31 protein-coding genes are annotated in these 25,715 nt (G+C 45.9%); 9 read left to right on the top strand and 22 right to left on the bottom strand.

The window, feature by feature from the left end; all coding sequences use genetic code 11:
* The first annotated feature begins 16 nt into the window (after nucleotides 1-16).
* The 3 genes from J9317_RS01395 to J9317_RS01385 all read left to right on the top strand — a co-directional run bounded on the left by J9317_RS01395 (nucleotide 17) and on the right by J9317_RS01385 (nucleotide 2,494).
* On the top strand, nucleotides 17-1,549 hold the full coding sequence (locus J9317_RS01395) for an FAD-dependent oxidoreductase (protein WP_249291946.1): 1,533 nt from the start codon (nucleotides 17-19) through the stop codon (nucleotides 1,547-1,549).
* 73 nt (nucleotides 1,550-1,622) lie between these two features.
* Nucleotides 1,623-2,072, top strand: coding sequence for a MarR family winged helix-turn-helix transcriptional regulator (locus tag J9317_RS01390; RefSeq protein ID WP_211555905.1), 450 nt, complete (start codon nucleotides 1,623-1,625; stop codon nucleotides 2,070-2,072).
* Complete coding sequence (locus tag J9317_RS01385; protein WP_035404349.1) at nucleotides 2,069-2,494, top strand: organic hydroperoxide resistance protein; 426 nt, start codon at nucleotides 2,069-2,071, stop codon at nucleotides 2,492-2,494. The genes J9317_RS01390 and J9317_RS01385 overlap by 4 nt, the downstream gene beginning before the upstream one ends.
* A 380-nt stretch (nucleotides 2,495-2,874) precedes the next feature.
* Here J9317_RS01385 and J9317_RS01380 read toward each other — a convergent pair whose 3' ends face one another.
* On the bottom strand, nucleotides 2,875-3,483 hold the full coding sequence (locus J9317_RS01380; RefSeq protein WP_211555903.1) for a class I SAM-dependent methyltransferase: 609 nt from the start codon (nucleotides 3,481-3,483) through the stop codon (nucleotides 2,875-2,877).
* A 188-nt stretch (nucleotides 3,484-3,671) separates the two neighbouring features.
* Between J9317_RS01380 and J9317_RS01375 the strand changes: the two genes are divergently transcribed.
* Nucleotides 3,672-4,718: an FAD-dependent oxidoreductase gene (locus J9317_RS01375; RefSeq protein ID WP_211555901.1), complete on the top strand. Its 1,047-nt coding sequence runs from the start codon at nucleotides 3,672-3,674 to the stop codon at nucleotides 4,716-4,718.
* A gap of 81 nt (nucleotides 4,719-4,799) precedes the next feature.
* Here J9317_RS01375 and J9317_RS01370 read toward each other — a convergent pair whose 3' ends face one another.
* The 16 genes from J9317_RS01370 to J9317_RS01295 form a co-directional block, all read right to left on the bottom strand.
* Nucleotides 4,800-5,465, bottom strand: a complete 666-nt coding sequence (locus J9317_RS01370; RefSeq protein WP_211555899.1) for a vWA domain-containing protein — start codon at nucleotides 5,463-5,465, stop codon at nucleotides 4,800-4,802.
* A 19-nt stretch (nucleotides 5,466-5,484) separates the two neighbouring features.
* Nucleotides 5,485-6,576: a toxic anion resistance protein gene (locus J9317_RS01365; protein ID WP_211555897.1), complete on the bottom strand. Its 1,092-nt coding sequence runs from the start codon at nucleotides 6,574-6,576 to the stop codon at nucleotides 5,485-5,487.
* Between the two features lie 15 nt (nucleotides 6,577-6,591).
* Nucleotides 6,592-8,199: a YceG family protein gene (locus J9317_RS01360; protein ID WP_211555895.1), complete on the bottom strand. Its 1,608-nt coding sequence runs from the start codon at nucleotides 8,197-8,199 to the stop codon at nucleotides 6,592-6,594.
* Nucleotides 8,200-8,233: 34 nt separating this feature from the next.
* Nucleotides 8,234-9,046: an HAD family hydrolase gene (locus J9317_RS01355; RefSeq protein ID WP_211555892.1), complete on the bottom strand. Its 813-nt coding sequence runs from the start codon at nucleotides 9,044-9,046 to the stop codon at nucleotides 8,234-8,236.
* Nucleotides 9,046-10,128 (bottom strand): cysteine protease StiP family protein, encoded by a 1,083-nt coding sequence (locus J9317_RS01350; RefSeq protein WP_211555890.1) that lies wholly within the window; start codon nucleotides 10,126-10,128, stop codon nucleotides 9,046-9,048. Before J9317_RS01350 ends, J9317_RS01355 begins: the two co-directional genes overlap by 1 nt.
* Nucleotides 10,129-10,149: 21 nt before the next feature.
* Complete coding sequence (locus J9317_RS01345) at nucleotides 10,150-11,550, bottom strand: phosphoribosyltransferase family protein (protein ID WP_211555888.1); 1,401 nt, start codon at nucleotides 11,548-11,550, stop codon at nucleotides 10,150-10,152.
* On the bottom strand, nucleotides 11,477-12,706 hold the full coding sequence (locus tag J9317_RS01340; protein WP_211555886.1) for an HpcH/HpaI aldolase/citrate lyase family protein: 1,230 nt from the start codon (nucleotides 12,704-12,706) through the stop codon (nucleotides 11,477-11,479). Before J9317_RS01340 ends, J9317_RS01345 begins: the two co-directional genes overlap by 74 nt.
* A 90-nt stretch (nucleotides 12,707-12,796) precedes the next feature.
* Nucleotides 12,797-13,375 (bottom strand): TerD family protein, encoded by a 579-nt coding sequence (locus tag J9317_RS01335; RefSeq protein ID WP_211555883.1) that lies wholly within the window; start codon nucleotides 13,373-13,375, stop codon nucleotides 12,797-12,799.
* Nucleotides 13,376-13,527: 152 nt separating this feature from the next.
* Nucleotides 13,528-14,106: a TerD family protein gene (locus J9317_RS01330; RefSeq protein ID WP_211555881.1), complete on the bottom strand. Its 579-nt coding sequence runs from the start codon at nucleotides 14,104-14,106 to the stop codon at nucleotides 13,528-13,530.
* A 167-nt stretch (nucleotides 14,107-14,273) separates the two neighbouring features.
* Nucleotides 14,274-14,870, bottom strand: a complete 597-nt coding sequence (locus tag J9317_RS01325; protein ID WP_211555879.1) for a TerD family protein — start codon at nucleotides 14,868-14,870, stop codon at nucleotides 14,274-14,276.
* A 607-nt stretch (nucleotides 14,871-15,477) separates the two neighbouring features.
* On the bottom strand, nucleotides 15,478-16,551 hold the full coding sequence (locus J9317_RS01320) for an ABC transporter substrate-binding protein (protein WP_211555877.1): 1,074 nt from the start codon (nucleotides 16,549-16,551) through the stop codon (nucleotides 15,478-15,480).
* Nucleotides 16,548-17,351, bottom strand: coding sequence for an ABC transporter permease (locus tag J9317_RS01315; protein WP_211555875.1), 804 nt, complete (start codon nucleotides 17,349-17,351; stop codon nucleotides 16,548-16,550). The genes J9317_RS01320 and J9317_RS01315 overlap by 4 nt, the downstream gene beginning before the upstream one ends.
* Nucleotides 17,348-18,151, bottom strand: coding sequence for an ABC transporter permease (locus tag J9317_RS01310; protein ID WP_211555873.1), 804 nt, complete (start codon nucleotides 18,149-18,151; stop codon nucleotides 17,348-17,350). Before J9317_RS01310 ends, J9317_RS01315 begins: the two co-directional genes overlap by 4 nt.
* The gene (locus J9317_RS01305) at nucleotides 18,141-19,247 is read right to left on the bottom strand and encodes an ABC transporter ATP-binding protein (protein ID WP_211555871.1); all 1,107 of its coding nucleotides are present in this window, start codon (nucleotides 19,245-19,247) and stop codon (nucleotides 18,141-18,143) included. Before J9317_RS01305 ends, J9317_RS01310 begins: the two co-directional genes overlap by 11 nt.
* A gap of 36 nt (nucleotides 19,248-19,283) precedes the next feature.
* Entirely contained in the window at nucleotides 19,284-19,826 is a 543-nt protein-coding gene (locus tag J9317_RS01300; RefSeq protein WP_211555869.1) for a helix-turn-helix domain-containing protein, read from the bottom strand.
* 179 nt (nucleotides 19,827-20,005) lie between these two features.
* Nucleotides 20,006-20,293: a putative quinol monooxygenase gene (locus J9317_RS01295; protein WP_211555867.1), complete on the bottom strand. Its 288-nt coding sequence runs from the start codon at nucleotides 20,291-20,293 to the stop codon at nucleotides 20,006-20,008.
* Between the two features lie 152 nt (nucleotides 20,294-20,445).
* On the opposite strand from J9317_RS01295, the gene J9317_RS01290 reads away from it, so the two are divergent.
* Complete coding sequence (locus tag J9317_RS01290; RefSeq protein ID WP_211555865.1) at nucleotides 20,446-21,612, top strand: iron-containing alcohol dehydrogenase; 1,167 nt, start codon at nucleotides 20,446-20,448, stop codon at nucleotides 21,610-21,612.
* 33 nt (nucleotides 21,613-21,645) lie between these two features.
* On the opposite strand, the gene J9317_RS01285 is transcribed toward J9317_RS01290, so the two are convergent.
* A complete protein-coding gene (locus J9317_RS01285) occupies nucleotides 21,646-22,371 on the bottom strand; it encodes an AAA family ATPase (protein ID WP_211555864.1) in 726 nt (241 codons plus the stop codon).
* A 138-nt stretch (nucleotides 22,372-22,509) separates the two neighbouring features.
* On the opposite strand from J9317_RS01285, the gene J9317_RS01280 reads away from it, so the two are divergent.
* The 3 genes from J9317_RS01280 (at nucleotide 22,510) to J9317_RS01270 (ending at nucleotide 24,032) form a co-directional block, all read left to right on the top strand.
* Nucleotides 22,510-23,004, top strand: a complete 495-nt coding sequence (locus J9317_RS01280) for a DinB family protein (RefSeq protein WP_211555862.1) — start codon at nucleotides 22,510-22,512, stop codon at nucleotides 23,002-23,004.
* Between the two features lie 86 nt (nucleotides 23,005-23,090).
* Nucleotides 23,091-23,600 (top strand): metallophosphoesterase family protein, encoded by a 510-nt coding sequence (locus J9317_RS01275; protein ID WP_249291944.1) that lies wholly within the window; start codon nucleotides 23,091-23,093, stop codon nucleotides 23,598-23,600.
* Nucleotides 23,601-23,630: 30 nt separating this feature from the next.
* A complete protein-coding gene (locus J9317_RS01270; RefSeq protein ID WP_211555858.1) occupies nucleotides 23,631-24,032 on the top strand; it encodes a cytosolic protein in 402 nt (133 codons plus the stop codon).
* A gap of 29 nt (nucleotides 24,033-24,061) precedes the next feature.
* Here the strand turns inward: J9317_RS01270 and J9317_RS01265 are convergent, their stop codons facing one another.
* Nucleotides 24,062-24,364 carry a DUF6509 family protein gene (locus J9317_RS01265; RefSeq protein WP_211555856.1) on the bottom strand — a complete coding sequence of 101 codons (303 nt, stop codon included), beginning with the start codon at nucleotides 24,362-24,364 and terminating at the stop codon, nucleotides 24,062-24,064.
* 150 nt (nucleotides 24,365-24,514) lie between these two features.
* Between J9317_RS01265 and J9317_RS01260 the strand changes: the two genes are divergently transcribed.
* Nucleotides 24,515-24,688, top strand: coding sequence for a YozQ family protein (locus J9317_RS01260; RefSeq protein WP_211555854.1), 174 nt, complete (start codon nucleotides 24,515-24,517; stop codon nucleotides 24,686-24,688).
* Between the two features lie 30 nt (nucleotides 24,689-24,718).
* On the opposite strand, the gene gvpA is transcribed toward J9317_RS01260, so the two are convergent.
* From gvpA to J9317_RS01245, 3 genes are read right to left on the bottom strand one after another with little or no spacing between them, the layout of a single operon-like run.
* A complete protein-coding gene (gene gvpA / locus J9317_RS01255; protein ID WP_211555852.1) occupies nucleotides 24,719-25,000 on the bottom strand; it encodes a gas vesicle structural protein GvpA in 282 nt (93 codons plus the stop codon).
* A 20-nt stretch (nucleotides 25,001-25,020) separates the two neighbouring features.
* Complete coding sequence (gene gvpU, locus J9317_RS01250) at nucleotides 25,021-25,404, bottom strand: gas vesicle accessory protein GvpU (RefSeq protein WP_211555849.1); 384 nt, start codon at nucleotides 25,402-25,404, stop codon at nucleotides 25,021-25,023.
* A gap of 15 nt (nucleotides 25,405-25,419) precedes the next feature.
* The gene (locus tag J9317_RS01245) at nucleotides 25,420-25,701 is read right to left on the bottom strand and encodes a gas vesicle protein (RefSeq protein ID WP_211555847.1); all 282 of its coding nucleotides are present in this window, start codon (nucleotides 25,699-25,701) and stop codon (nucleotides 25,420-25,422) included.
* Between the last annotated feature and the right edge of the window lie 14 nt (nucleotides 25,702-25,715).

Here is a 25,715-nt window from a genome sequence, read left to right as displayed (position 1 = left end):
CAAAGGAGGCATCCCTTTGCCAAATCAACCGATTCCCTCAACTCCAGAACCATATTGGAGAGAATCTGCCGAGCTCCCATCCTTCCCCAAGCTCCAGCAAAGTCTGGAAACAGAAGCTGTTATTGTCGGCGGCGGCATTACCGGAATTACTGCTGCCTACTTGCTGGCCAAAGAAGGAGTCAAAGTCGTTCTTCTTGAAGCGGATGTGTTATTAAACGGCACAACCGGGCATACAACTGCGAAAATCACGACCCAGCATGACCTGATCTACGATGAGCTGATGCACCACATCGGCGAAGAAAAGACGAAAAAATATTTCCGTGCGAATGATGAAGCTCTTGCCTTTATGCGAGATTATGCCGCCAATGTTTCCTGTGATTTTTCGGACCAGGATGCTTATATTTACACGACGGAAAACAAAAACATTACAAAGCTTGAGAAGGAATATAAAGCCTATGTAAAGCTCGATGCGGATTGTGCAATGGCGGACTCCCTCCCTTTTGATTTATCCATAAAAAGCGCAATCATGATCCGGAATCAGGCTCAATTTCATCCTCTCTCCTATTTAAACCAAATGGTTCAGGAGCTTCAGGAAATGGGTGCTGAAATCTATGAGCATACTGTTGCTGTAGATGCAGAAGCATTTGAAGGCGGAGCAAAAGTCATCACAAGGGATGGCGTCCATATTAAGGCAAAGCATGCCATTTCCTGCTCACACTTCCCCTTCTATGACGGGAACGGCTTTTACTTTACAAGAATGTACGCCGAGCGGTCCTATGTCCTCGGTGTTAAAACCAGGCAGCCGTATCCCGGCGGAATGTATTTAAGCGCGGACACTCCGACCCGGTCGATCCGCTCTACCCCTATGAATGGCGAAGACCTGATTTTAATTGGCGGGGACAGTCATAAAACCGGACAAGGATTTGATACAGAAAAGCATTACGAGAGCCTTGAATTGTTTGGAAAGGTTCATCTTGGGCTAAAGGAAACGGTGTACAAGTGGTCGGCACAGGATTTAATCACGCTCGATAAAATCCCCTATGTGGGACCTGTCACGAAGGGCAAACCATCGATTTTGGCAGCTACCGGTTACCGAAAATGGGGCATGACGAACGGAACGGCGGCTGCGATGATGATCCGCGACCTCGTGCTGGAAAAAGAAAACCCTTATCAGGATGTGTTCTGCCCATCCCGCTTTATTGCTGATCCAAGCATCAAAACATTCCTATCGCAAAACCTGAATGTGGCCGGCCATTTAATTGGAGGCAAGCTGGATTTCGGCTCTAGGAAAAAAATAGAAGAGCTTCGGGTTGATGAAGGGGCTCTCGTCACTCATAAAGGCCAGAAAGCGGCTGCTTATAAAGATCAGCAAGGCTGCCTCCATTTAGTTGACTCCACCTGCACCCATTTAGGCTGTGAAGTGGAATGGAACCATGGGGACCGTTCGTGGGACTGCCCTTGCCACGGTTCGCGATTCTCCATTGACGGAGATGTGATGGAAGGGCCTGCAGACAAGCCACTGAAAAAGCTGAATACAGATGAAGCATAAAAGTTGTGCTTTGAATTAACATCGTATACAATTTAATTGTGCACAACTTAATTAGCAAAGGAAGACCATGATCATGGATAACGAATCAAAACTGAAGCTTGAGAATCAGCTTTGCTTTGCACTCTATGCAAGCTCAAAAGAAATCTCAAGCATGTACAGACCGATGCTTGAACCTTTAAAGCTTACATTCCCGCAGTACCTTGTCATGCTCGTTCTTTGGGAAAGCAATCATCTGACCGTTAAGGAAATCGGCGAAAAGCTCATGCTTGATTCCGGAACTCTCACCCCGATGCTGAAGCGACTGGAAGCAGCGGGATTCATAGAGAGAACGCGTTCGGCAGAAGACGAGCGCAAAATGACGATTAGCCTCACCCGCAGCGGGGAAAAGCTTAGAATAGAGGCATCTTGCATTCCCGATCAGGTTGCCCCCAAATTGGGGTTATCCATAGAAGAGTACAAACTGCTTCTTAAAACCTTAAGAAATCTGACATTTCATCTAAAACAAGGAGGAAACAAATCATGAATGCACTTTATACAGCAACTGCAACGGCAACTGGCGGACGCGAAGGACGTATCCAATCTTCAGACGGACAGCTTGATTTCGCTGTCGCTATGCCAAAAGGTCTTGGCGGACAGGGCGGAGACGGAACAAACCCTGAACAGCTTTTCGCAGCCGGCTACTCTGCTTGCTTCGACAGCGCTCTAAATCTGGTTATTCGCCAAAAACGCATTAAAACTGAAGGCACAAAAGTAACAGCCAACGTTTCCATCGGGAAAGATGAAGCTGACGGCGGATTCAAACTTGAGGTTGAACTGGAAGCAATCATTAAAGGCGTAGATGACGCAACAGCACAAGAACTAATCGAAGCCGCTCACCAAGTTTGCCCATACTCTAAAGCAACTCGCGGAAACATTGATGTAGACCTTAAAGGCAGAGCGGAATAATAGATTGAATGGAAAAAGCTGAACCGTTTGCGGTTCAGCTTTTTTGTGTGCTATTTTTTTATTACAGTTCCAATTGAGGCGCGCCTGACCCGCTCCGCTTTAAAGCAGCCGGGGACGGAGGTCACATACTGCAATCCTTTATCTATCAAGGGATTGCAGCAGCGGTGCCGGAGCTTTAGTCTGATAAAGAGCAGCGGGACTGGCACGGTGCCAGTCCCGTTATGCTTTACCGCATCCGGGGACAGAGACACTCTCCGGCGAAGCCTTATGCACCAGCGGTCTAGAGCGTCGGTGCCAGAGCTTTAGTCCTTTAGCGAAAGCCGGGTCAGACACCTGCTCGCCCTTAGTTCCGCCGATTAGAGAAAGTCCCGTTTACCCAGTCACTTCCAAGGCTTCCGCGCCGTCACACACACCGTCATTTCCGGCTTCACTCTCTTAAACTTCATTGAAATTCGTTCAAATCCGCATGCAGATAAATCATCATAAATTTGTTTGCCGAACATTTTCGTTTTGTTGGGACTCGCGTTTTCCTCGCGCGGCTGCATGGTGATGGCAATGGTTCCGCCGGGAAGCATGGCTTCATATAGATGGGATAGCCCTTTCCTCGGTTCATCCCAAATCGTGTAATTATTTACAGAGAGAATTTTATGATAGGAATTCGCAGGTATTCGAGCCTCTCCGATATCTGCTGCCGAAAGTTCTGTTTTACCGGCTTCTATATAATCCTTCAGCCGGATCGACGCCTGCTCCTTCATTGTTTCAGAAATATCAATCCCGTCGGCTTTCACCACAGGGTAGTTCTTAAGGATGTATTCCAGAGCGTATCCTGGACCATAACCAACCTCCAGCACCTTGTCGCCGCGCCGGACTCCCATTCTTGAGATGGTCCATTTGTTGATAAATTGATTTTCCTGGGCCATGATTTTTCCGGTTATGACCCCAATCCAGCCTTTCGGTTTGCTGAAATTCCTCCTGATCAAGCTGAACATGTCGGCACCTCTTCGTTTCGTTTTACTTATTACTATCACGAAACGCTGACTTCTAAACAATCCTATGCTTTTAAAATTTTTTTCGTCAGAAAGAACGTTTGTTTAACTTAAAACTTCTCCTTCTTTCTTGCTATGAGAATCGGAATCGGACAAAATGAAGACAGCAACCTGCAGAGGAGTCAGAACCCATGAACACGATTATACTTGCCGGCGGCGGGCATGCCCATCTTGCCGGGATCGCGGATGGCTCATTGAGGCATTTTCCGCATACGGAAATTATCCTTATTTCTCCGTCCCGCTATCAATATTATTCCGGCATGTTTTCAGGCTTCACCGAAGGAATATACAGTGAGAATCAAATCCGAATTGACCTTGAAGCCTTATCGAAAAAGCACGGCTTCACCTTCGTGGAAGATAAAATAACGGGTATTGATGCGGATGGAAAATCAGTCCTGATCTCCTCTGGCCGAACTTTCACCTATGATTTGCTGTCATTTGATATTGGCTCTTCTCAAATTCGCTCTCCCTTCATTCTCCCGATTAAACCGAATTACACATTTCCAGAGGCCATTCGTTCCTTTAGAGAAGGAGAGCGGCCCGTTATTGTTGGGGGAGGGGCTTCAGGTGTAGAGCTTTCGCTTGCGGCTTCAGCTTACAGGAAACACAATAGCTTGATGCGGCCTGTATCGCTGATTAGCGGCGTACACCTGCTTTCTTCCGCACATAGTCAAAAGCTTCATGAAGTGTGCGAGCATAAAGGGGTTAACGTCATACAGAATAAAAAAGCCCGGCTGCTGGACAGCGGGGTACTTGTTATAGGAGATGACCAGATTCCCTTTTCCCATTTGCTTTGGCTGGGGGGCGCGGAGGCTCCTTCCCTTTTCAAACAATCAAGCTTAGCAACGGACGCAAATGGTTATTTACAGGTTGATGAGCGGCTGAGGTACAGTCCTTCCATTTTCGCGGCAGGGGACTGTGTATCCATTAACCGATATCCACAGCTTCCGAAAAACGGAGTCTACGCTGTACGCCAATCCACAGTGCTGTGGGAGAACCTAAAACGAGCGGCAGAAAAACGGGATCTTGTTCCTTTCCGGCCTCAGAAGCAGTTTCTCGCTATTTTATCGACCGGCGGAAAAGAGGGCTTCCTCACCTATGGCCGAATTCATTACCATGGAAAAACTGCATGGACCATCAAGCATGCCATTGACCGGCGGTATATGAATTCTTTTTAACGCGCTGTCTCTTTCTAAAGCACCTTCTGAATATCTGCACCAAATAAAAGCCCCGGGAATTAATATTCCCGGGGCTTTTCCTTACAGTACTCCCTTTGCCTTCGCTTCCTCAATCCATGATGGGAATTCGTCCAAGAGCTGGCTGTACAGTTCTTCGTCTGTCACCGTTTCTGCATCCTGGATGTGAAAAAAGCTGGCGTTATCGATGTATCGGCCTTCCATTGAATCCAGGTTTTCCAGCACTTCAAAATTGCTGTCGCCAATACCGACAAATTGCCAGAAAATCGGCTGGTTAGAGGATTCGATGACAGGTTTTTTAATGGTTTTTTTGCAGCCTCCGTCATTAATAAACACAATGAAAGCAGGATCCTTACTGGATTCTTCGCTTGTATATTTTCGGATGACATCCTCCATGACAGGGGGCTCATCGTTTCGTCCGAATTTATGGATCAGTGAATCAGAGAGGATCACGTTCTCGACGTAGCCGTTAAAATCTCTTTCCGTAACTGGCTTGAGACGGGCAAACTCATTGTCGTATACCCAAACGTCAAGCATGCCATCGTCATCAAATTGGCTTGCGACGGCAAGGACTCTCTCCACTACCTTTTGGACTGTCCCGTTTTTATAGAGCTTTCTCATTGAGCCTGAGATATCGAGCACAAGGCCGACTCTGGCTGTTACCCCGGCCAGCTGCTTTTTCTCGAGAACAATTTGCACATTCTTCTTCATCAGATTAATCGTGCTCAATCCATTCGCTCCCTTTCCTTTAGCGCTGCTGTTCAAGCCGCTTGAAATTCTCTTGAAGCTGCTCGATCCGGACCTTGCCTTCTTCGCGCATCTTTTTGTTTTCATCTTCAATGGCCTTTGTTTCCTGCATCCCTTTCATAATGATGCTCCATGTTTCTTCCATCGTTTCGATCTTAATGCTCGGGCTGCCGGACATTCTTGCAATCTCTGTGCTTTGCTTCGAAATGTTCTGTGCGTTTTTTAGCAGCATTTCGTTCGTGCGCTTATCCAGTTCGTTCATGGATTGGGCGACAAGGTTTTGTCTTTTTGCTGCGATGGCATTGATCAAACCCGTTTTAAAAATTGGAATAGTCGTTACGAATGCGGAATTGATTTTGGCAATCAGCTTCGTGTTCCCTCTTTGCAGAAGGCGGATTTGCGGTGCTGCCTGATAGGCAACCTGCTTGGCCATTTCCAGGTCATATACTCTTTGTTCCATTAGCTCGATTCCGTTTTTCAGCGTATCCAGTTCCATTCCCGCAAGCTGATTGCCGCTTGCCGCCCTGCTCTCAAGCTCGGGAACCTTTGCCCGGAGCTCTTCGACTTTCATTTCGCCCGCGACAATATATTTCTCAAGCTCGGTGTAGTACTGAAAGTTCTGCTCATATAGCTGTTCAAGCGTCTGAGTAGAGCCTTTCATCTCGTTTTCGTACTTCATGATTTCTACGTACACCTTGTCAATTTCTGAGCCCATCGTCTGGTATTTTGAAAACAGCTTGTCTATCACTTTTTGGCCACGGTTGAACACTTTTGCCATCAAGCCCTTTTTCTCCACAAAATCCTTGCTGTCGAAGCGATCCATGATTTTCCCGAGGTGCTTTAAGAGAGCACTGGATTCTTCCATGCTGCTCGATTTAATCGTATTAAGAATCCTGCCGGAAAAGGCAGAAATTTCGTTTGCCGGTTCTTTTCCATACTCCAGCAGGGCAAGCTGGTTTTTATGATCGATGTTTTGGGCAAGCTTTTGCACTTCCGGCTCTTTTCTAAGCTGGGCTTTTATTTCGTTCGTACCGGTTTCCAGCAGCTCTTCTTTTTTTTCAAGATTCATAGCCTGCAATTCGTTCGTATTCATCTTTTTTCCTCCATCCTAAAACCATTTTTTAAACATTTTTTTAATCAGAGAAGATTCTTTGAATTCCTCTTCAAAGCTGACTTCCTCCAGCCAATGAATGTCATAGCTGCTCTCATTGATATAATGTTCCAAATCGTTCTGGCCTGCCGGATTGAATACGATGATGTCCATTCCCAGTTCGTTCATCAATAGAAGGAGGGCTGCATCCGACCGGCCGAAGGGTCCATTTTTTTCTGTATTATAAAGAACGATTTTCGGTATATCCTGGGCGTAGTCGAATTTCTGTACTAGCCTTAAAATATCCGGTGGCAGGTACAGCGCCTGGTTAAATAAATAGAGCTGTGTCTGGTACTCTGATTCATGCTGCGGGGCTTTTAATTTAGGGTAGGCACAATAGCGGGAAATGGCCGAAGCGAGTCCCTGCTGCAGCCCGGTCGGAAGCTCTTTGTATGCCCACCAGTTGCTTGCCATCATTTTCTCAGGATCCAGCTGCCCATCTTCTCCGAGTGCTGCCTGATAATGAAAATGATTGTTGCCGGGAATTGTTTTTGTAAACGGAAAGGAACGAATCGTCCAGGCAAGCTCGTGATCGGTGATCTGCTGGATTTTCGCCCAATATTCCTTTCTGTTTTTGGAGACACCGGCTACTTTAGCGAAAAGCGCCGGGATTTGCACCGTTTGGCTGGATGCTTCAAAATTCGGACGAATGAGAGCTTTTTCTTTTACTAAAATAAATAGTTCATCATAGGTTGTTTTTAATGTAATCGACCTGGGGATATAGGAACGGAACTGCCACGGCTTATACAGCATTGAATCTTCCGTATGGAGCATCTGCTCAATTTCCCTTGAAGCCCGGAAGGCAACCGTTCCTTTACGGACGGGCTTCTGTTCAGGAAATGGCAGCAATCTTCCGGTTGAACTCAGGCGAATGGTGCTTGTGAGGGTTTCATCCGCATCGAACAAAGCCATGATATCTTTTCCTTCAGGATGGAAAATTAAGACATCGGCTCCTACAAGAATCAAGTAATACAAAAAATAGGTTTCGCTTTTAGACGCAGGACCGTACCAGAGAACCTTGGGCGGCTGTTCCGCCATTTCAGCGTTCCATGCAGCAAGATGATTATGGCTCCATTTTACCAGATCGGTGAATACCCTTCGAAATTCCGGATGCAAAAACCCCTCCGGATGAGAGGCTTTAAACTGTTCGAGCAGGATCATCCAATTTTTCCGGTAATGTACGGATAGACTATCGTTGCCAGCCTTTGGAATAAGGCTCTCCCCCTCCATAAAAGCAACCAGTCTGTTGACGGAGAGCCCATTTTCCTCGGTATTGATCATTAACACCCGCTGAATGGCCTGAAAAAGATCCTGCGGAATGGATTTATCAAGCGCACCGCTTAGGTGCACAACGTTTATCTCTTCATCATGAACAAGGTCGTACAAGACCTCCTGATATTCATCCTCGTCCGGATATGTACCAAGAATGCGGAATGCAGCCTGGGTGAAAGCAAGTTCATCTTCAGAATGCAGGAAGGAGTCGCGGAGAGATAATGGAGTTTTGAACAAACTCAGCCAATCCTTTTCATTCGCATCGGCCTTGATTGGTCTAATCTTTTTCACCATACTTCTCATCCTTCCCCTTTAATAAGCAATCTGTTTATCTGATAACCTTTAAGTTTTGTTCTGTTATTTCCAGAACCTTAGCCAGGATTTCCTCCGAGGCGAAAATCCCTTCCTGTTCTGTTCTGATGATCTTCCCATATGAATCCTGTCCCTGCTCCTGAAGTTCTCCGTGCCTTGGAGCAAATGGAAAATCAGCATTTTCAAGAAGGCATAGATCAAGCAAAGAGTCACCTGCCGCTGCAACGGTTTGTTTGCCCTCAATGCCTTTGATGTATTCAATTGCTGCCCACTTGCTTACAGGCTTTGGTACAAAGTAAAGCTTTCTGCCCTGCATGGAGTGCGTCCATCCTGCTTCACTGAGCCACTTTGTAAAAGAGTCAAGCTCAGCCGGAACCTTGTCCCTGTCAATGATGCAGTAGCTGAACAAATCGTCAGCGGTTCTTTGCTTCAATACCCATTCATCATGGGCAATCTCCTTGAACTTCTCAAGCATGTCTTCCCTTGCCAATCCGTTTTTCAGCTGCCCGGTAATCAGTCTGTTCCAGTCTGCATCCGGTGTTCCGTTCTTAAGAATGTTGCCGCCGTTGCTTGTTACCGCGTACTCTGAAGAAAGCTCCGACTGAAAAATGGTGATTCGTTTAAATTGTTCGATTGTTCTTGTCGTAACGGGAACAAACATAGCCCGCTCAGCAACCTGCTTCAGGAGTTCAATTGCTCTATGGGTCATAAAGGAAATTTCTTTTCCATCGAGCGTTTCAATCAGGCGGATGTCTTCCTCTGCCGGGTCATGTCTGAAGGATCGTCTTGAATAAATGAGCGTTTGGTCAAGATCGCTTGCAAAAATCATCAGTTTCCCTCCTTGAGCGGTTTAATCAGTCCGCAGCAGGAATAGGACATGTCCGGGTATTCTTCGATCGGTACGTTCCGTTCTTCCGCAAGCAGGCGGATATGTTCAAGATCCGCATTATCAAGACTTTTCACTAGAATTCTCCATGGCACACGGCGAAGCAGCACCCTTGTGGTTTCCCCTACACCAGGCTTGATTAAATTAATGTTCTCGATTCCGAAATCATCTTGAATTTTTTTAATATCAGCTAAGCCTTGCCAAGTCGGCTCAGATGCCGTCATGGCTTCCAGATGTCTTTCTACTTCTTCTTTTACAAGCGTGAATTGGTCTGCAATCGTTTCGATAAAATGAAGCGACAAATCTTCACTTTCCAGCTCGCGATAGTACTTGGCTCCGTGGTAGTCCGCTGGGTTTATAAACTCGCTGTTCAGAACGGTGCGGCTGACGAGCCCTGACACAGTGGAGTTCAGGCAGGCACTCGGAATTAGGAAATCTCCTCTTGTGCCGTAAATGGTCACGCAATATCCCGGGTCTGCTAATACCGCCATTGTATCACTGATATTGGTGCCATATGTTTTATTTAAATGCGCAACGGCTTCATTCAGTTCTTTCTTGATGGCGCCTTTTCCTGTCCATCCGTCCACAAATTGGATCGATTCGGATGGATGATTTTCAAAAATATACTTCATGGCATTTTCATCAATTCCGCGGCCGCGGATGATGGAAACACTGTAATGAGGCACATCTATCCCATATTTGAAAAGAATATATCGTTTTATAAGGATTCCGATTGGAGTGCCGGCCCGTGCAAGGGAAACGAGAACAGCATCTTTTCCCCGTTCTTTTATGATTTGCTCCGCGACAACTCCCGTGGCAATCGCAAGTCTTTCTTTATACTGAGCAAGTGATAGGTGAAAGAGTTTAATATACTCTTCCGATGGCTTGTATTCAATCGGCAGCATTTCTGAATAGTGGGTTCCTGACTGGACAGCTTCTTCCCTGTCTTGTGTGGAGCTTTCGGGCATGACATCGCTGATATCCTTTAATAGAAAGACAACATCTTTTTGAGAGTAGCTTCCCATAGGTACTGGGGCATCATTGTTTTAGCGGGCATGCTGATCACCTTTCCTTCTGCAAAAGTAAACGACGTGAATAAGCGGAACAAGAGATTTCAGCTGCTCAAGCATCGGGGCAAGCTGTTCATCGGGGACTTCCCTTTCCAAAAACACAAAGACTTCGTCATACATGCCTGGCTCAACATTGTAAAAGAAATGCCCGATATCCGGCTGCTCAGGACTTGGATAAGCAAACTTCGAAAAAATCGGGTACCCTTCTTTTTTCACGCTGTGAATGGGGCTTCTCGTCGTAGATTGATAGTGGATGCCATCCCCCATTTCCGCTGCAATCCGCATCGGTATGTACATAAACTCACCTGTGCCCAGGCAGAGAGTGCGTCCTCCCCTTCTTTTTATGCGAAGCTCTTCAGCTGCATCACTGATAAAACGGCCCGCTTCCTTTTGAAGGGAATCATCCATGCCGAACCTTCCTGTGCTGGAAAGATAGGAAGGCGCTGCAGCGCTTTCCCCTTTTGAAACCCATTCCGTCTGATAATCGGAGGCGGCAGAGAGTCCGGTCATGCATACTTCAGCCTCTGCCAATGGACGTTCCATTGTTTCCGCTTCGTAAAGATTGTCTATAGAAGCCCCTTTTGCTTCCATTGATCCTGATAGGAGGGACACATCGCGGATGACAATCCCAAGCTTCTCTTCCATTCTGCGAAACTCTTCTCTGTACTCATCCGTCCGCCAATCCAGCAGCGTCGCGATGGTGTATTCCTTTCTCGGAAAAATTGCCTGAATGGACTCGATAATATTCAGAGCCGTTTTCCCAGTTGTGGATTCATCATCCACCAGTACAATCGGATACGGATGATCGAAGAATTCCGTTCCGGCATAGCACCTGTGCGAGGTCGCATGGGAATGCTCTTCTTCAAAATTAATAGCCGATCTTAGATCCTGCACTTCCTCACGGGTCGTATGAAGGTACCTGGCATTTTCGAAGCAGTTGAAAACGGCATGTCCAAGTGCAGTAGCCGTTTCGGCAAAACCGATAAAAACGGTCTCCTCAGGAAGCCTGAATTTCCCCTGCTGAACAGCCTGCAGCAGCAGTTCTCCCGCCTCTCCCGTTTCAATTGCCTCCTTCATTTCCTCTTTGTACGGGTGAACGTTCCCGTGGACTTTTTCCATGTACTGTCCTGCAAGCGCGGCTCCTGCCAGCAAAGAGACCTTTGGTGATACCGGCAAGTGCTTACCAAGAACCTTGCTGACAAACAGGAAGCTTCTCTTTTTGTTAATTCTTGCTCCCATCTCAAACAGACTGTTCAATGAGAGATGAAGCGGGTTTTCCCTTATCTCAATGTCGACGCTGATTTTATCTAAGATTTCCAGTGAGTATTTGCTCTTTTTGTTTTGTGTTAAGAAGGTCAATGAAGGATTGTTGGTCATGAAGCACCCCGTAAATAGAAGATTTGAGCAGCACTTTCCGTGCCCAGTTTGTATGTGGTTTTACTTCATTCATCTTGTTGGCATACGTGCTCTTAAACACACCGTTCGTTCCATCCTGGCTGTCCAAAATGGCCTTGGCATCCAAATATTCCTCATGGGTCACCACATTCAATGCATGCACGACCTTAATATGAGATGGGTGAATCACCGTTTTGCCCACAAGCCCATTCGTCTTATCAAGCATGATTTCATGAATCAGGGCATCCTCAAAGCGGTTAATCATTTCCGTCCTCACCTGAAGACCGTTTCGCCCGAATGCCTGCTGAAAAGGAGACTGTCTGATCTGAGGCTTCATAATCCGCTTGGAACCATAGAAATATTCCCAAACCGGACCCGAGATGACATACTCCTTTGAACTCCGGCCGAACATATTGATAATGTCTGTGATACAGTCCCGAATGACGGATATATCGTAGATGGTTGTATCGCTGCTTCTTCTTATCCCAAAGAGCCCTGAAAAATCGGTCGCTCCGATTCGAACATTTAATACGAGATCGTAGTGGGCATCAAGCAGCTCTTTAATTCCAACGAGCGCCTCCATTCTTGTTTCCTTATAGATGATTTCATAGGATTCAAGAATCGGCATTCCATAAAGGGATAAAGAGAATCCCTCGTTCAGCTGCTGAAGTGTTTCGAAGTATTTTTTCCCATTGGCTGCAGTAAACTTCGGAAAAACGAAACCGCATAGAAGGCTTGCCGCCTTTCCTAACTGGCGGATGAGCTCTGTCATCTGTTCTGCTTCCCGTACCCGTATGAAAATAAGCGGGAGCAGTTCTTCACTGAACGCTTCTTTTTCGATGCTTGCATAAATCGTCTGCAGCTGATGGACTGTATTGATTTCTGCCGCCTCTACCTCGTCATCACCAATGGAATCCTCCAGACAAATTGCCATGCTTGTTAATCCCTCATGCTTGCCCTCAAGAAATTTTCCAGATAGCACATCACTAGAAATTTGTTCTCTCGTTCCCGGCATGTAAAGTGTCGCCCCTAGTGCGTAAGCCAGCTGTTCTTTAGAGGAGGTTCGGCTGAATGGAACTGGCTTGCTGTAAAAAATTTCGTCCAGTGTATGGACCGGAAGATAGTGAAAATGCTTCAATATTTCCCCTCCCCTTCTAATGATCTGCTATTTGAAAAAGATGCAGGAAGGCAGGCTGCCTCCCCGGTTCTTATTCAGCAGCAAATAACCTTATACTTGCAGCCCGTAATTGCGGCATAAAGAGGCAAGACCGCCGGAAAACCCGCTGCCGATGGCATTGAATTTCCAATCCGCTCCGTGCTTATACAGTTCACAAACAACAACCGCTGTTTCGATTGAAAAATCTTCTCCGAGATCATAGCGCAGAATTTCTTTATCGGTCTGCGCGTCAACGATGCGGACAAACGCATTGGAAACCTGTCCGAAATTCTGCCTTCTTGCATCTGCATCATGAATGGTCACAGCGATGCCGATCTTATCAACGTGTGCAGGCATCAGAGAAAAATCAACCAGAATCTGTTCATCATCTCCATCGCCTTCACCTGTACGGTTATCTCCTGTATGTTCAACGGCGCCATTCGGGCTTTTCAGCTGGTTATAAAAAATAAACTCGCTGTCATTTTGAACTTTTCCGGAAGCATCGGCAAGAAATGCAGAAGCATCCAAATCAAAGTCATGCCCGCCATTATAACGGTTCGTATCCCACCCAAGACCGATCATTACCTTTGTCAATCCGGGGTTTGTTTTGGTCAAATCAATTCTTTGGCCCTTCGACAAGGAAAGTGTCATGGTTATCCCCCATTTGCTTATAATTTATCCATTCTAAAAAAGGGGCGACCTGCAAGAGAAAGCCTAATCTAAGCAGTACACCATAGTGCCTAGCTCAGAATAGGCTGACTGCTTGCGTGAAGTCACCCCAGTTTCAAGTAAACGTCCAAAAATTAGACGTTCAAGCCATAGTCGCTTACAAGAGAACCCAGCCCGCCTTGATAACCGCTGCCGATTGCGCTGAATTTCCACTCAGCTCCGTGACGGTAAAGCTCGCCTACTACGACTGCTGTTTCAATAGAGAAATCCTCACCAAGATCGTAGCGGATCAATTCCTCGCCGTTTGTTTCGCTCAAGATTCGAACGTAGGAATTGCTGACTTGGCCAAAGTTCTGGCTGCGTGTTTCAGCATCGTGGATTGTAATTGTGAACGCAATCTTTTGAATGCTTTCAGGTACGCTAGTCAGGTTAACCTTTACCTGCTCGTCATCGCCGTCTCCTTCACCGGTACGGTTGTCTCCAGTGTGCTCAACCGCGCCGTTTGCGCCCTTTGTATTGTTGTAAAAAACAAAGTCTGCTTCAGAAGAGCATTTTCCATCTGCATTTAATAGGAATACAGAAGAATCAAGGTCAAAGTCCTGACCGCCGTCGTACTTATTCGTGTCCCATCCAAGTCCTACGATAATATTCGTCAAGCCCGGGTTTGATTTTGTTAAGTCTACTTTTTGTCCTTTTGCTAAACTGATTGCCATTTTGCATAACCTCGCTTTTATTAGTAGTTTTTTTTTCGCATTAACGGGCGATAAATCCTTTCTCAGGGGAGATACTGCCCGTGAAAGCCATATGGTTCACCTTGCCAGCAGTGGAGTATGAGGATTCCCCTCTGATGGAAGTTTTGCTTTATGAAACTAACATTCTATTAAACGTAGCGGTTCGCAATTTCACTAATGGATGTATCTTTTGTTCCGTCGCCTACTGCAGAGAATTTCCATTCTCCGTTATGACGGTAAATTTCGCCCGGAACAAGAGCCATTAAACCGGAGAAGTCGTCTGTCAGGTTGAAATGAACAAGCTCAGCATTGCTGGAATTATCAACCACGCGGATAAATGCGTTCTGAATCATTCCAAAGTCCTGTTTGCGCTGAACAGCCTGATAAATATTTACAACGAATACAAGCCTATGTATATGTGAAGGTATACGGCTCAGGTCAATTTTAACCTGTTCGTCATCCCCTTCTCCATCTCCGGTAAGGTTATCTCCGGAGTGCTGGACACTGCTGCAGGAGCTTGTTTTGTTGCCGAAATAGATCAAATCCTTTTTATCCGCAAGCTTTCCGTTCTCATTCAGCATCATAACCGAAGCGTCACAATCCACGTTGCTGCTTCCTCCGCCGAAACCAAAGAACCCGCCGCTTTTCTTAACTGGATCCCAGCCTAGTCCTACAGTTATGGAAGACAATCCGGCTCTGCCTTTAGTTAAATCAATTTTCTGCCCTTTTTGCAAGGAAATGGCCATTCTTCAACACTCCTTCCCAGTAATAAAGCCTTTAAAACCTTGTTTCTTCATATGCTGAAGCAAATAAAGCCGCATATAGCATTCCAAGCAAATGATACCACATATTTTCCAAAGCATTCAACTTTGAGCGACCATGTTCCCTGTCATTCGACGGGGTGAAAACACCTACAGGTTGTATTACGGACAAGCAGGGGCAAAGGTTTCATTTTATGGGAGATAATTATTAACTGTTAAGGAGGGCTTGCGGCGGTGCCTGTCCCCATGTTCTCTAATGCGTGAAAGCTCCGGCACCGCTTCTCCAAACCATTGGGCTGCAAGGGATTGGAGCACTTGCTCTCTGTCCCCGATTGCGGTGAAGGAGTGCGGGACTGGCACGGTGCCTGTCCCCGAATTCTCTACTGTATGAAAGCTCCGGCACCAGCTCTCAAAACCGTTGAGGGGCAAGGGATTGAGGTGCCCTCCCTCTGTCCCCGATTGCGGTGAAGCAGCAGGGGACTGGCACCTAACTTTTTCTCAATACACACTCACTAGGGGACAGGCGCCGCTCAAAACGCTGCCCATTCCAAACCAAAAAGCGGCGATCCCCCAAAGGACCGCCGCTTCTTTATTATTTCCTGTGCATTTTAAATTCCAAAAACAATTCATTATAATGAGCGAGCATTTTTTTACCGAGGTTATCGTACACTTCAAGCTTCTCTGTTGTTTCAGCGTCCGGATAGAAGCGTTCGTCACCTGAGATTTCTTCCGGCAAAATAGCGAGTGCTTCTTTATTCGGAGTGGAGTAGCCGACGTACTCCGCGTTTTGAGCGGCTACGTCCGGTTCAAGCATAAAGTTGATGAACTGATGGGCCCCTTCCCGGTTGGCGGCTGTCTTCGGAATGACCATGTTATCAAACCACAGGTTGGAGCCTTCCTCCGGCACAACGTAATCGAGCTTTTCGTTTTCGCCCATGATTTCGGAGGCGTCTCCGGACCATACCACTCCGGCGGCTGCTTCTTCGTTGGCAAGAAGCATTTTGATTTCATCTCCTACGATCGCTTTGACGTTTGGAGTGAGTGTGTTCAGCTTCGCTTTTGCCTCCTGAAGGTGAGCTTCATTCGTATCATTAAGAGAGTAGCCGAGGCTGTTCAGCCCCATCCCCATCACTTCCCTCGCTCCATCTGCAAGAAGGATTTTATTTTTCATTTCCGGGTCCCATAGGTCATTCCAGCTTGTGATTTTTTTGCCCTTCACCATGTCAGGGTTGTATACAATTCCAACTGTTCCCCAAAAGTAGGGGATAGAATATTGATTGCCCGGATCGAAAGATAAATCCATGAATCTTGCATCAATATTTTTCAGATTGGGAAGCTTGGAATGGTCAAGCGGAATCAGCAGGCCGTCTTCCTTCATCTTGCTGATGGCATACTCAGAGGGCATTGCTACATCGAACGTCGTTCCCCCTTGAGAGATTTTCGTCATCATCGCTTCATTTGAATCGAAGGTTTGGTAAATGACTTTGATGCCTGTTTCTTTTTCAAAACGATCAATTAGCTCAGGATCTACGTAATCTCCCCAATTGTAGATGGTGAGTGTATTCCCGCTTGAATAGCCTTGGGAGCTGTTCAGCTGATTAATGGATACATATAAAATAACGGAAATGACAGCAATCGCGATAAAGGCGTTGAGCAGCTGTTTCATTTTCGGATTGCCACCCCTTTCACGCGGTTATTTCGCTGTGTAATAAAGTAATAGCCCACTACAAGCAGGATGGTCACAAGGAAAATCAGTGTGGACAGTGCATTAATCGTCAGGGAAATTCCTTGGCGTGCCAGAGAGTAAATTTCAACCGATAAAGTAGAGAACCCATTTCCTGTTACAAAGAAAGTAACGGCAAAGTCATCAAGCGAGTAAGTCAGAGCCATAAAGAAGCCGGCAAAGATTCCCGGTGTGATATAAGGGAGGACTACTTTGGTGAGAACTTCCCTTCGGCTTGCTCCAAGGTCTCTTGCTGCGTCCACAAGAGACGAGCTCATTTCCTCAAGCTTAGGCAGGACCATAATGACAACGATCGGTACGCTAAACGCGATATGCGAGAGCAGCACCGAGGTGAAACCGAGCTTAATTCCAATCATCGTAAAAAGAATCAGGAAGGATGCACCGATGATGACATCGGGACTAACGATCAGTACATTGTTCAGTGTAAGGAGCGTATTTTTCGTGCGTCTTCTTTTTACATACGTAATCGCCAATGCACCCAGGACCCCTATAATGGTGGAAATTGCCGAGGAAAGCAGCGCAATGATCAAGGTGTTAAGAACGATAATCAGCAGCCTTGTATCCTGAAAAACCTCCTTATACCAGTCCAGCGTAAACCCTTCAAACTCCCTCATGGTTCCCCCGCTGTTAAAGGAATAATACATCAGATAAAAAATCGGTGCGTAAAGGATGGCGAAGACGAGAACTAAATAAAGATTGGAAAGCTTGCTGTTTTTTCTCATCTTGCGCTCCTCCTTCGGTTATTGGTTAGTAAGATAATGATTGCCATGGCGATGATCAGGAACACCGCAATCGTGGCCCCCATCCCCCAGTCCTGTGTGACGAGGAAATGCTGCTCAATGGCAGTCCCAAGTGTGATGACCCGGTTCCCGGCAATCAAACGCGTGATCATAAACAGTGAGAGCGCAGGAATGAAAACGGCCTGACAGCCTGATTTCACACCAGAAATCGTAAGCGGAAAGATCACCTTTTTGAATGTCTCCCATTGAGAAGATCCAAGGTCCCTCGCTGCATCGATTAAAGAAGGGTTCATTTCCTCAAGGGAGTTATAAATCGGCAAAATCATAAATGGAATGAAAATATATACGGATACAAAGACAAAACTAAAGTCTGTGAACAGAATCTGCTGTCTTCCGGCTCCGAGCCATGCCAGCAGATTGTTCGCCGTTCCGTATGTGCCGAAAATTCCAAGGAACGCGTAAGCTTTAAGCAAAAGATTAATCCAGGTCGGCAGGATAATCAGCAGCAGCCAGAGCTGTTTATGCTTCGTTTTTGTCAGCAAATACGCTGTCGGGTAGGCAATCAGCAATGAAAATGCAGTAATAAGGAATGCATACCAGAATGAGCTCAGGGTCATCTGCATATAGACCGGCGTAAAGAACTTTGCATAGTTGGCGAGCGTCAGGTTTCCTTCAATATCAAATAACGAATAGTAAAATATGAGAACGATTGGTGCAGCTACGAAGAGCACCATCCATAGTACGTAAGGAATCAGGTACAGATTGCGTGATTTAGTTTGCATGGCTTTCCCCAGCATAGGATTCAAGACGCTTATCGAATTCCTCTTCCGTTTCGTTGAATCTCATGACGTGAATCGCCTCCGGTTCAAAGTCGAGCCCGATTTCATCTCCAACCGTTGCTTTTTTCGTTGAATGGACGAGCCACTCATTTCCTGCTTCATCATAGCAGCAGATTTCATAATGAACGCCTCTGAAAAGCTGGGAATCTACCTTCACCTGAAGCTTTCCATTTTCCCTTTTGGCGATGACCAAATCCTCCGGGCGTACGATGATCTCAACAGATTCGCTTGGGAGAAAGCCTTTATCCACGCACTCGAATCTCTGACCGGCAAACTCCACCATGCAATCTTCAATCATCGTCCCGGGTACAATGTTTGACTCTCCGATAAAGTCGGCAACAAACCGGTTAATCGGTTCATCATAAATGTCTGTAGGCGTTCCGCTTTGCTGGATTTGGCCTTTATTCAATACAAAAATCTCATCTGACATGGCGAGCGCTTCTTCCTGGTCATGGGTAACAAATATGAACGTGATCCCGAGTCTGCGCTGCAGTTCTCTCAGCTCATACTGCATTTCCGTGCGGAGCTTTAAATCAAGTGCGGAAAGCGGTTCGTCCAGCAAAATAACCTCGGGCTCGTTGACAATGGCACGCGCAATGGCAACACGCTGCTTCTGCCCGCCGGACATTTCCGTGATTTCACGTGTTTCGTAACCTTCAAGATTGACAAAACGGAGCGCTTTCTTTACTTTTTCCGCGATCTGCTCTTTTTTCATTTTCTTGATGCGCAGGCCAAACGCAACGTTTTCAAAGACGTTCAAATGGGGAAACAATGCATAATCCTGGAACACAGTGTTTACCTGGCGCTTGTTAGCCGGTACATCATTTATTACTTTTCCATTGAAATAAATGCTTCCGTTTGACGGCTCCGTAAACCCGGCAATAAGACGGAGAATCGTAGTTTTTCCGCATCCGGATGGTCCAAGCAAGGTATAGAATTTGCCCCGCTCAATTTCAAAGCTAACACTGTCCAGTACTGGCGCAGCTTCATCATATTGCTTGGATACCCCTTCAAAGCGGATAATGGTTTCGTTTTTCATAACAGCCTCCTAAATGATATTTAAACAAACGTTTGATTATAAGTAGGAATTGGTAGCGACGAGGATAATCTCTGATGGTCCATCGAAGTCATTCGTAATCTGGTGAGTATCCGCAGCGGAAAAATAAATAGATTCCCCGGCACTTGCACTGTAATATCTGGTGCCAATCCGAATAGCCACCCTGCCGTTCAAGCAATAACCGTATGTTTCGGATGAAGAGGGTTCAAATTCTTTAAATTCCCCTTTTTCCTTGAAGAGAAGACGGACCGGTTCCATTTCTTTCTCATTGGATTCAGGAACGAGCCAGTGAATCTCATAGCCCTTCTCTTCATCTTTATACCCTGTTTGATCTTCTTCTGAATACACAACCTTTTGAATAGAATCCCCTGATTCAAAAAACTTTTCCGGGGTGCATCCCAGCACTTCCAAAATACTGAAAAAGGTTTCCATAGATGGGGAGCTTAAATCCCGTTCAAGCTGAGAAATGTAGCCTTTGCTTAAATCCGTTCGTTCCCCAAGCTCTTCCTGAGTCAGCCCGCTTTTCAGACGGAGATTTTTTATTTTTTTCCCTATTTGCATACATTACCCTTCATTCCTGTTTATAATAGGTAAACTTTAAAGTGAAGAAGTTTTGTATTACATTACTAAAAGTTTACTTTAAGCATTTTCAATTATAATACGAACGCTCTGATTTTCAATATAAAAAGCTTAATTTCCATTAAAAAACACACCGTTTGAAAACGGTGTGCGGATTACTATTATACTTTTTCCAGAAAATGCACTTCTCTCGTTTCAATGAGATCAGCGATTGCCTCGCGGTAAGCCTGATAGTGGGCGGATTGCATATGGGCATCTACCGCAGCCTGATCCTTCCAGTTTTCATAGAAAACGAAAACTCCCGGATCCTCTTTTGAACGATGAAGATCATAGCTGATGCAGCCTTCCTCCGCTCTTGAAGGAGCCAGCGCTTTTTTCATTTCTCCAAAGAGTTGCTCTTCTTTGCCGGATTTCGCTTTCATAATGGCATTGATTGTAATTTGAGACATGTACATTCCTCCTTATTTCTGTGCTTATACTATAGAACAAAACTTCCCTGAGGGATAAACATTTGCCTGCACATGCATATGTTTAGCATCTCACAAACAAGGTAATGCATTAGTATAACCAAAAGACACTCACTAAAGAAGGAGTTTTACACATGAATCGCTTTACTATACCAAGAGACATCTTTTTTGGAGAGAATGCGTTAGAAAAACTGAAAGAGCTTGAAGGCAGAAAAGCAGCTATTATCATCGGCGGCGGATCTGTTAAAGAAAATGGACACCTTGATAAAATTCTATCTTACCTTTCTGAAAAAGACATTGAGACAAAGGTAATTGAAGGCATAACCGAGGAGCCGACAATCCAAATGGCACAGGAACAGGCCCAGCATCTCCGTGATTTCGAACCGGATTGGATTATCGGAGTGGGCGGCGGATCCCCTATGGATGCTGCAAAAGCCATGTGGATTTTCTATGAATATCCTGAGATTGCGTTTGAAGAGACCATCAAACTGTTCAATCTGCCTCCGCTTCGCAAGAAAGCTAAATTTATCGGCATTCCGACTACGAGCGGGACGGCTTCCGAGATTTCCAATTTATCGGTCATAACAGACGGGAAAACTGGCATTAAATACCCGATCGCAAGCTTTGAGCTGACACCGGATATCGCGATTATTGACCCGGTTATGGTGGAGGACCTTCCTCAAAAATTGATTGCATACAGCGGCATGGATGCCGTTACCCATAGTATTGAGTCATACGTAGCGAAGCCAAGGACGGTTTTTACAGATTCCCTTGCAATTGAAGCAGCGGAAATTCTAAAGGATCATCTTGTTTCTTCTTATAAAGGCAGCAAAGAATCGAGAGAACAAGTGCATTACGCACAGGCGATGGCAGGAATGGCCTTCTCCAACGCTGTGCTCGGAAACGTTCATAGCATGGCCCATAAGAGCGGTCCAACGTTTGAAATTCCGCATGGCTGTGCAAACGGCATTTACTTGCCATATGTAATCCAGTTTAACCGCACCGTATCCGCTGACCGGTTTGCTGCTATTGCGAAGCGTCTTGGCTTGAAGGGCGGAAACAGCGAGGAGCTGACCGATTCTCTTGTTGAGTGGGTACGCTCGTTGAACAAAGAAATGAATGTGCCAAATTCCTTGAAGGAATATGGCATTTCAGAGGAGCTGTTTGAGAAGCATGTGGATGAAATGGCCAAGAACGCTATTGCTGACCCTTGCACATCAACGAATCCCCGTGAAACCTCCGAGGATGAGATGCGAAAATTATTCCATGCTGCCTACAATGGAGAAGATGTTACGTTTTAACCTGAAACCCAAGAGCCCCGGCTCTTGGGTTTTTTACTCTTCCTCTTTAAAAAGCTCAGCCAAGAGCCTTTCCCTGTTCTGCAGGAAATATTTAGTCAGACTGTAATGCTCCGTATTTTCATATTCTGTTTCCACAATCTCTCCCTCTTCAAATAACCGGATGGATGCACCCGGGTACCCAAGCAAAATGGGGGAATGGGTCGCGATAATAAACTGGGCACCGCCTTCCTTTGTCAAATCATAAATCACTCTGAGCAGAGCGAGCTGTCTTTGAGGTGATAACGCTGCCTCCGGTTCGTCCAGAAGATAGATTGCTTTTCCATTGAGCCGGTTTGCAAACAGCGATAGGAAGGATTCCCCGTGCGATTGCTGATGAAGGGACTTCCCGCCGTAGCTTTTATATTCATCCTCATCTGTTTCGTCAATATGGCTCGCAAACTGGTAAAAGGATTCGGCCCTGAAAAAGAACCCGTCCTGCGCTCTTGGAAGCCATGAAAGCTGAAGATGCTCCCCAAGGTCGGAATTCGATGCATGGACCTCGTAGCGGTTATGGCGGCTGCCTCCTGCAGTATGAAACCCGCATTGAAAGGCAATCGCTTCAAGCAGGGTTGATTTTCCCGAACCATTTTCTCCGCAGAAAAAGGTCACATCACTATGAAATGATAGTTCTTTTAAATTTCGGATCGCCGGTATGGTGAAAGGGTAATAATTAGGCATAGATCCGCTGATTGGCTTAAGCCGGATGCTTCGTAAAAACAAACCGTCCCCTCCTTTTTTGCTTCATTATATCTCAGCTGAACATTATTTTTTTCGAACTGGCCTTGTTTTTACAATAATCGGGTAATAAACCTATATGTATGTTACAGAGTCCATAGATAGAAAGAGGAGGAACCAGCCATGTTTACATCCAGACAAGAATTTATTGAGGAATGGAAAATCGAATCACAAGCCACAGAAAAAATCCTTCAGACGCTGACAGACGAATCACTAAGTCAGGAAATTGCACCGGGATACAATTATCTTGGCGGCTTAGGGTGGCATATCACGGTTGCTCTTCACACCATGCTTGCTCAAACCGGATTGAATTTCCAGCACCCTCCCCATGTAGAAACCATTCCTGAGTCTGCAGCAGAGATTGCATCTGATTACAAGAATACAAGTGACTCTATGATTAAAGCGATCCAGGAACAATGGGCGGATGAAACGTTAAATGAAACACGTGAATTTTTCGGAGATGAAGTACCTCTTCATGCTGTTCTGCGCACGCTGATCCAGCATCAGGCTCACCACCGCGGACAGATGACGGTATTGATGCGACAGGCCGGCCTGAACGTACCGGGTGTATACGGACCGAGCAAAGAGGAATGGACAAACATGCACTCTCTGGGCTAATCCCTTAGGCTGACAGCAATGCCTGTCAGCTTTTTTCTTTCAGCCGGAGATTTGTGGTATTCTTTAGCCATACAAAACAGGCGGTGATGAAGGTGAAGATTGTTGTGCTCTCTGATACCCATATTCCTAAAAGAGCAAAATCTCTTCCGCCCCGCCTTTTAGTTGAGCTTCAAACGGCTGATGCCATCATTCATGCCGGAGATTTTCTAAACGCTGACGCCTGCCGGGAATTGTGCAGGCTCGGAACCGTTCATGCGGTATACGGAAATGCGGATGATGAGGAACTTAAACACCTTCTCCCCCGCCGTCTGCTCCTGGACATGAACGGCTTTAAGATCGGTGTTGTCCACGGCCATGAAGGAAAAGGGGCTTCAACTGAAAGACGGGCTCTGAATGCCTTCAAAGACGAACATCTAGACTGTCTGATCTTTGGCCACTCTCATATTCCCGTTAAAAAACAGGACAAGGGGCTTCTCATTTTTAATCCGGGATCCCCAACTGATAAAAGAAGGCAGCCCCGCTTCTCCTTCGGGCTGATCAACATTGGAGAGACACTTCAAGCCGAACACGTTTTTTTCGAAAAAGGGTCATACTAAACACGTACATAATTCAGAGGAGGATTACAAATGGAGACTTTTACAGTAGCATTTCATAAAGAAGACGAAACAGAGGACATGACGGTCTATAAGCTATCTGAAGAGGATTTTGCAGCCAAAACGGAAGGCGGGACCCGCCATTTATTCGAGCTTGATACAAATGTAGGCTACTTTGTATTTTTCGATGCCGAGGATAAAGACCGCAGCGAATCCTATCTTGTTCTGCAGTACGAGGAAAACGAAGAGGATCCGGTTGCATGCTATGGATTTGAATTGAAAGATTTCTACCAGTTTACAGCTCTTTACTTAAATGACCTTGAATTCAGTGAAGAACAGCAGGCAGCAGAAGGCGACGAGGAAGTGTACGGTCCCATTCATCACCTTGCCCACCTCATGTTCCATATCGCGGAAGCCGGGAATAAAACCGCATAAGAAAAAGGCTGCTGTCCGGCAGCCTTTTCTTATTCTTCTTCCTGCTCCTCAGGCAAATGCTCAAGGCAATAAGAGGCAACCATTGCTTCCTCTTCCTCATCCAAACCGAAGTCAAAGCTCTGTTCTGTCTCTTTTTCATAAAATTGATATTGAGTAATCCGCGCCTGCTCATTCTCCAGCAGGAAAATCACCCGTAAGTAGATCCCGTTCTCAGAATAAAGCTCATCATCCTCCGGAACATCCAAATCCAATAAAAATTCATACCGTTCACCAGGCAATATCCCAAACGGATCCTCAAGCAGTTCCGCTTCGTGGCTAGTAATTGTCAGCATCCTGACACCGTCCTTCCATTAATCACTTCACTCGGATTATACACAACTTGTCCCTTCAAAGAAATAAAACTGTGTAAGAATAGATGAAATCGGGAATGGACAAGTAGGTGCATCAAAAGGATGCATGCACATCGAAAGGAGAGATTCAGCTTGAGCACCAAACTAACCGAAATGGCAGAAGAGGTAGCAGGCAAATCATTCGATCCGGCCGAAAAGGAAAAGGAACATACAACAACTGGTCTTGAAGTGACCCACGAACAAATTGGCCACCATTACGCAGCAGGCACCATTGATCAAAGCATAAAAACTAAAAACGGTGAATAGGAAAAAAACGAGGGCTTCCGGCTCTCGTTTTTAAATTTGGAATAATAAGTTGTCTAAAAGGTCCTTAGGCTCCCGGTATGATTGTCCATTATTGGGATCATGAACATCCTCAGTACTTTTCAGCAGATCAACAGCATCAGCATAGCGCAGCCACGTCTCAATACTTGAAACGACAATCCTTGCCTCCACTGTAATTAATTCAATCCCCAAAACCGAAATTCGCGCAAATACATCGATGACAATTCCTTTATCCAATATGCGATCCACGACTTCTACAAGGCTCGATCCATCCCTGCATTTTTCAAGCATCATCTTTACCCCCTCCTTATTTTTTACTGTGTTCTCCTAACGGGCTTTCCAATGACAAATCCGCTTACCTGATCAAGCCTGCCTCTCCAAAATGCAGAAACGGCCGCTTTTTCCCCTTCGATGTATACATTTTTCAAATGAATGAACGCAGCCGTCCCATGGTCTCCCGCCCCTTTGCTTGCTTCGTAAAAACGCTCACTCAATTTGGCCGAATGCTCATCGGCACGCTGCTCAAATAAATGGCCTAATCCCTCTAAGTAATCGGAAGCCGAAATAAGACCCCCGGTCACCGCCTTGCCATCCACAGTTAAAATCAAATCCAGCTCAAAATCGTAACGATTGGCTGTAATCACAAGCGTTTCCAGAATGGAATCCCGTCTATAGGATTCCCGAGAATCGTCATCCATATGGACTGCCTCCCTTTAAATTAATCTTTTCAAATCAAGTGCATCAAGCAGGCCGGTACGCTCTCCTTTTGGCCGTTCTTCAATAGGGTGTGCCTTTGAACTTAAATAAGGATCTCTTTCCCACCAATCCAGTCCGATTTCCTTCGCTTTATCGACAGAAGCCACAATCAGACGGATTTTTATGGTCAAAAGCTCTACATCCGCCAGGTTAATCCGGATATCCCCAGCGATGACGACGCCTTTATCAAGAATTCTTTCCAGTACATCGACTATTGAACTCGTTTGTTCAGACAGCACGCCCCTTACCTCCC

Source organism: Metabacillus flavus, assembly GCF_018283675.1.
In the GTDB taxonomy this organism is placed as follows: Bacteria; Bacillota; Bacilli; order Bacillales; family Bacillaceae; genus Metabacillus_B; species Metabacillus_B flavus.
The sequence above is the reverse complement of the archived record's forward strand: the minus strand, read 5'-3'. Positions and strand labels throughout refer to the sequence as shown.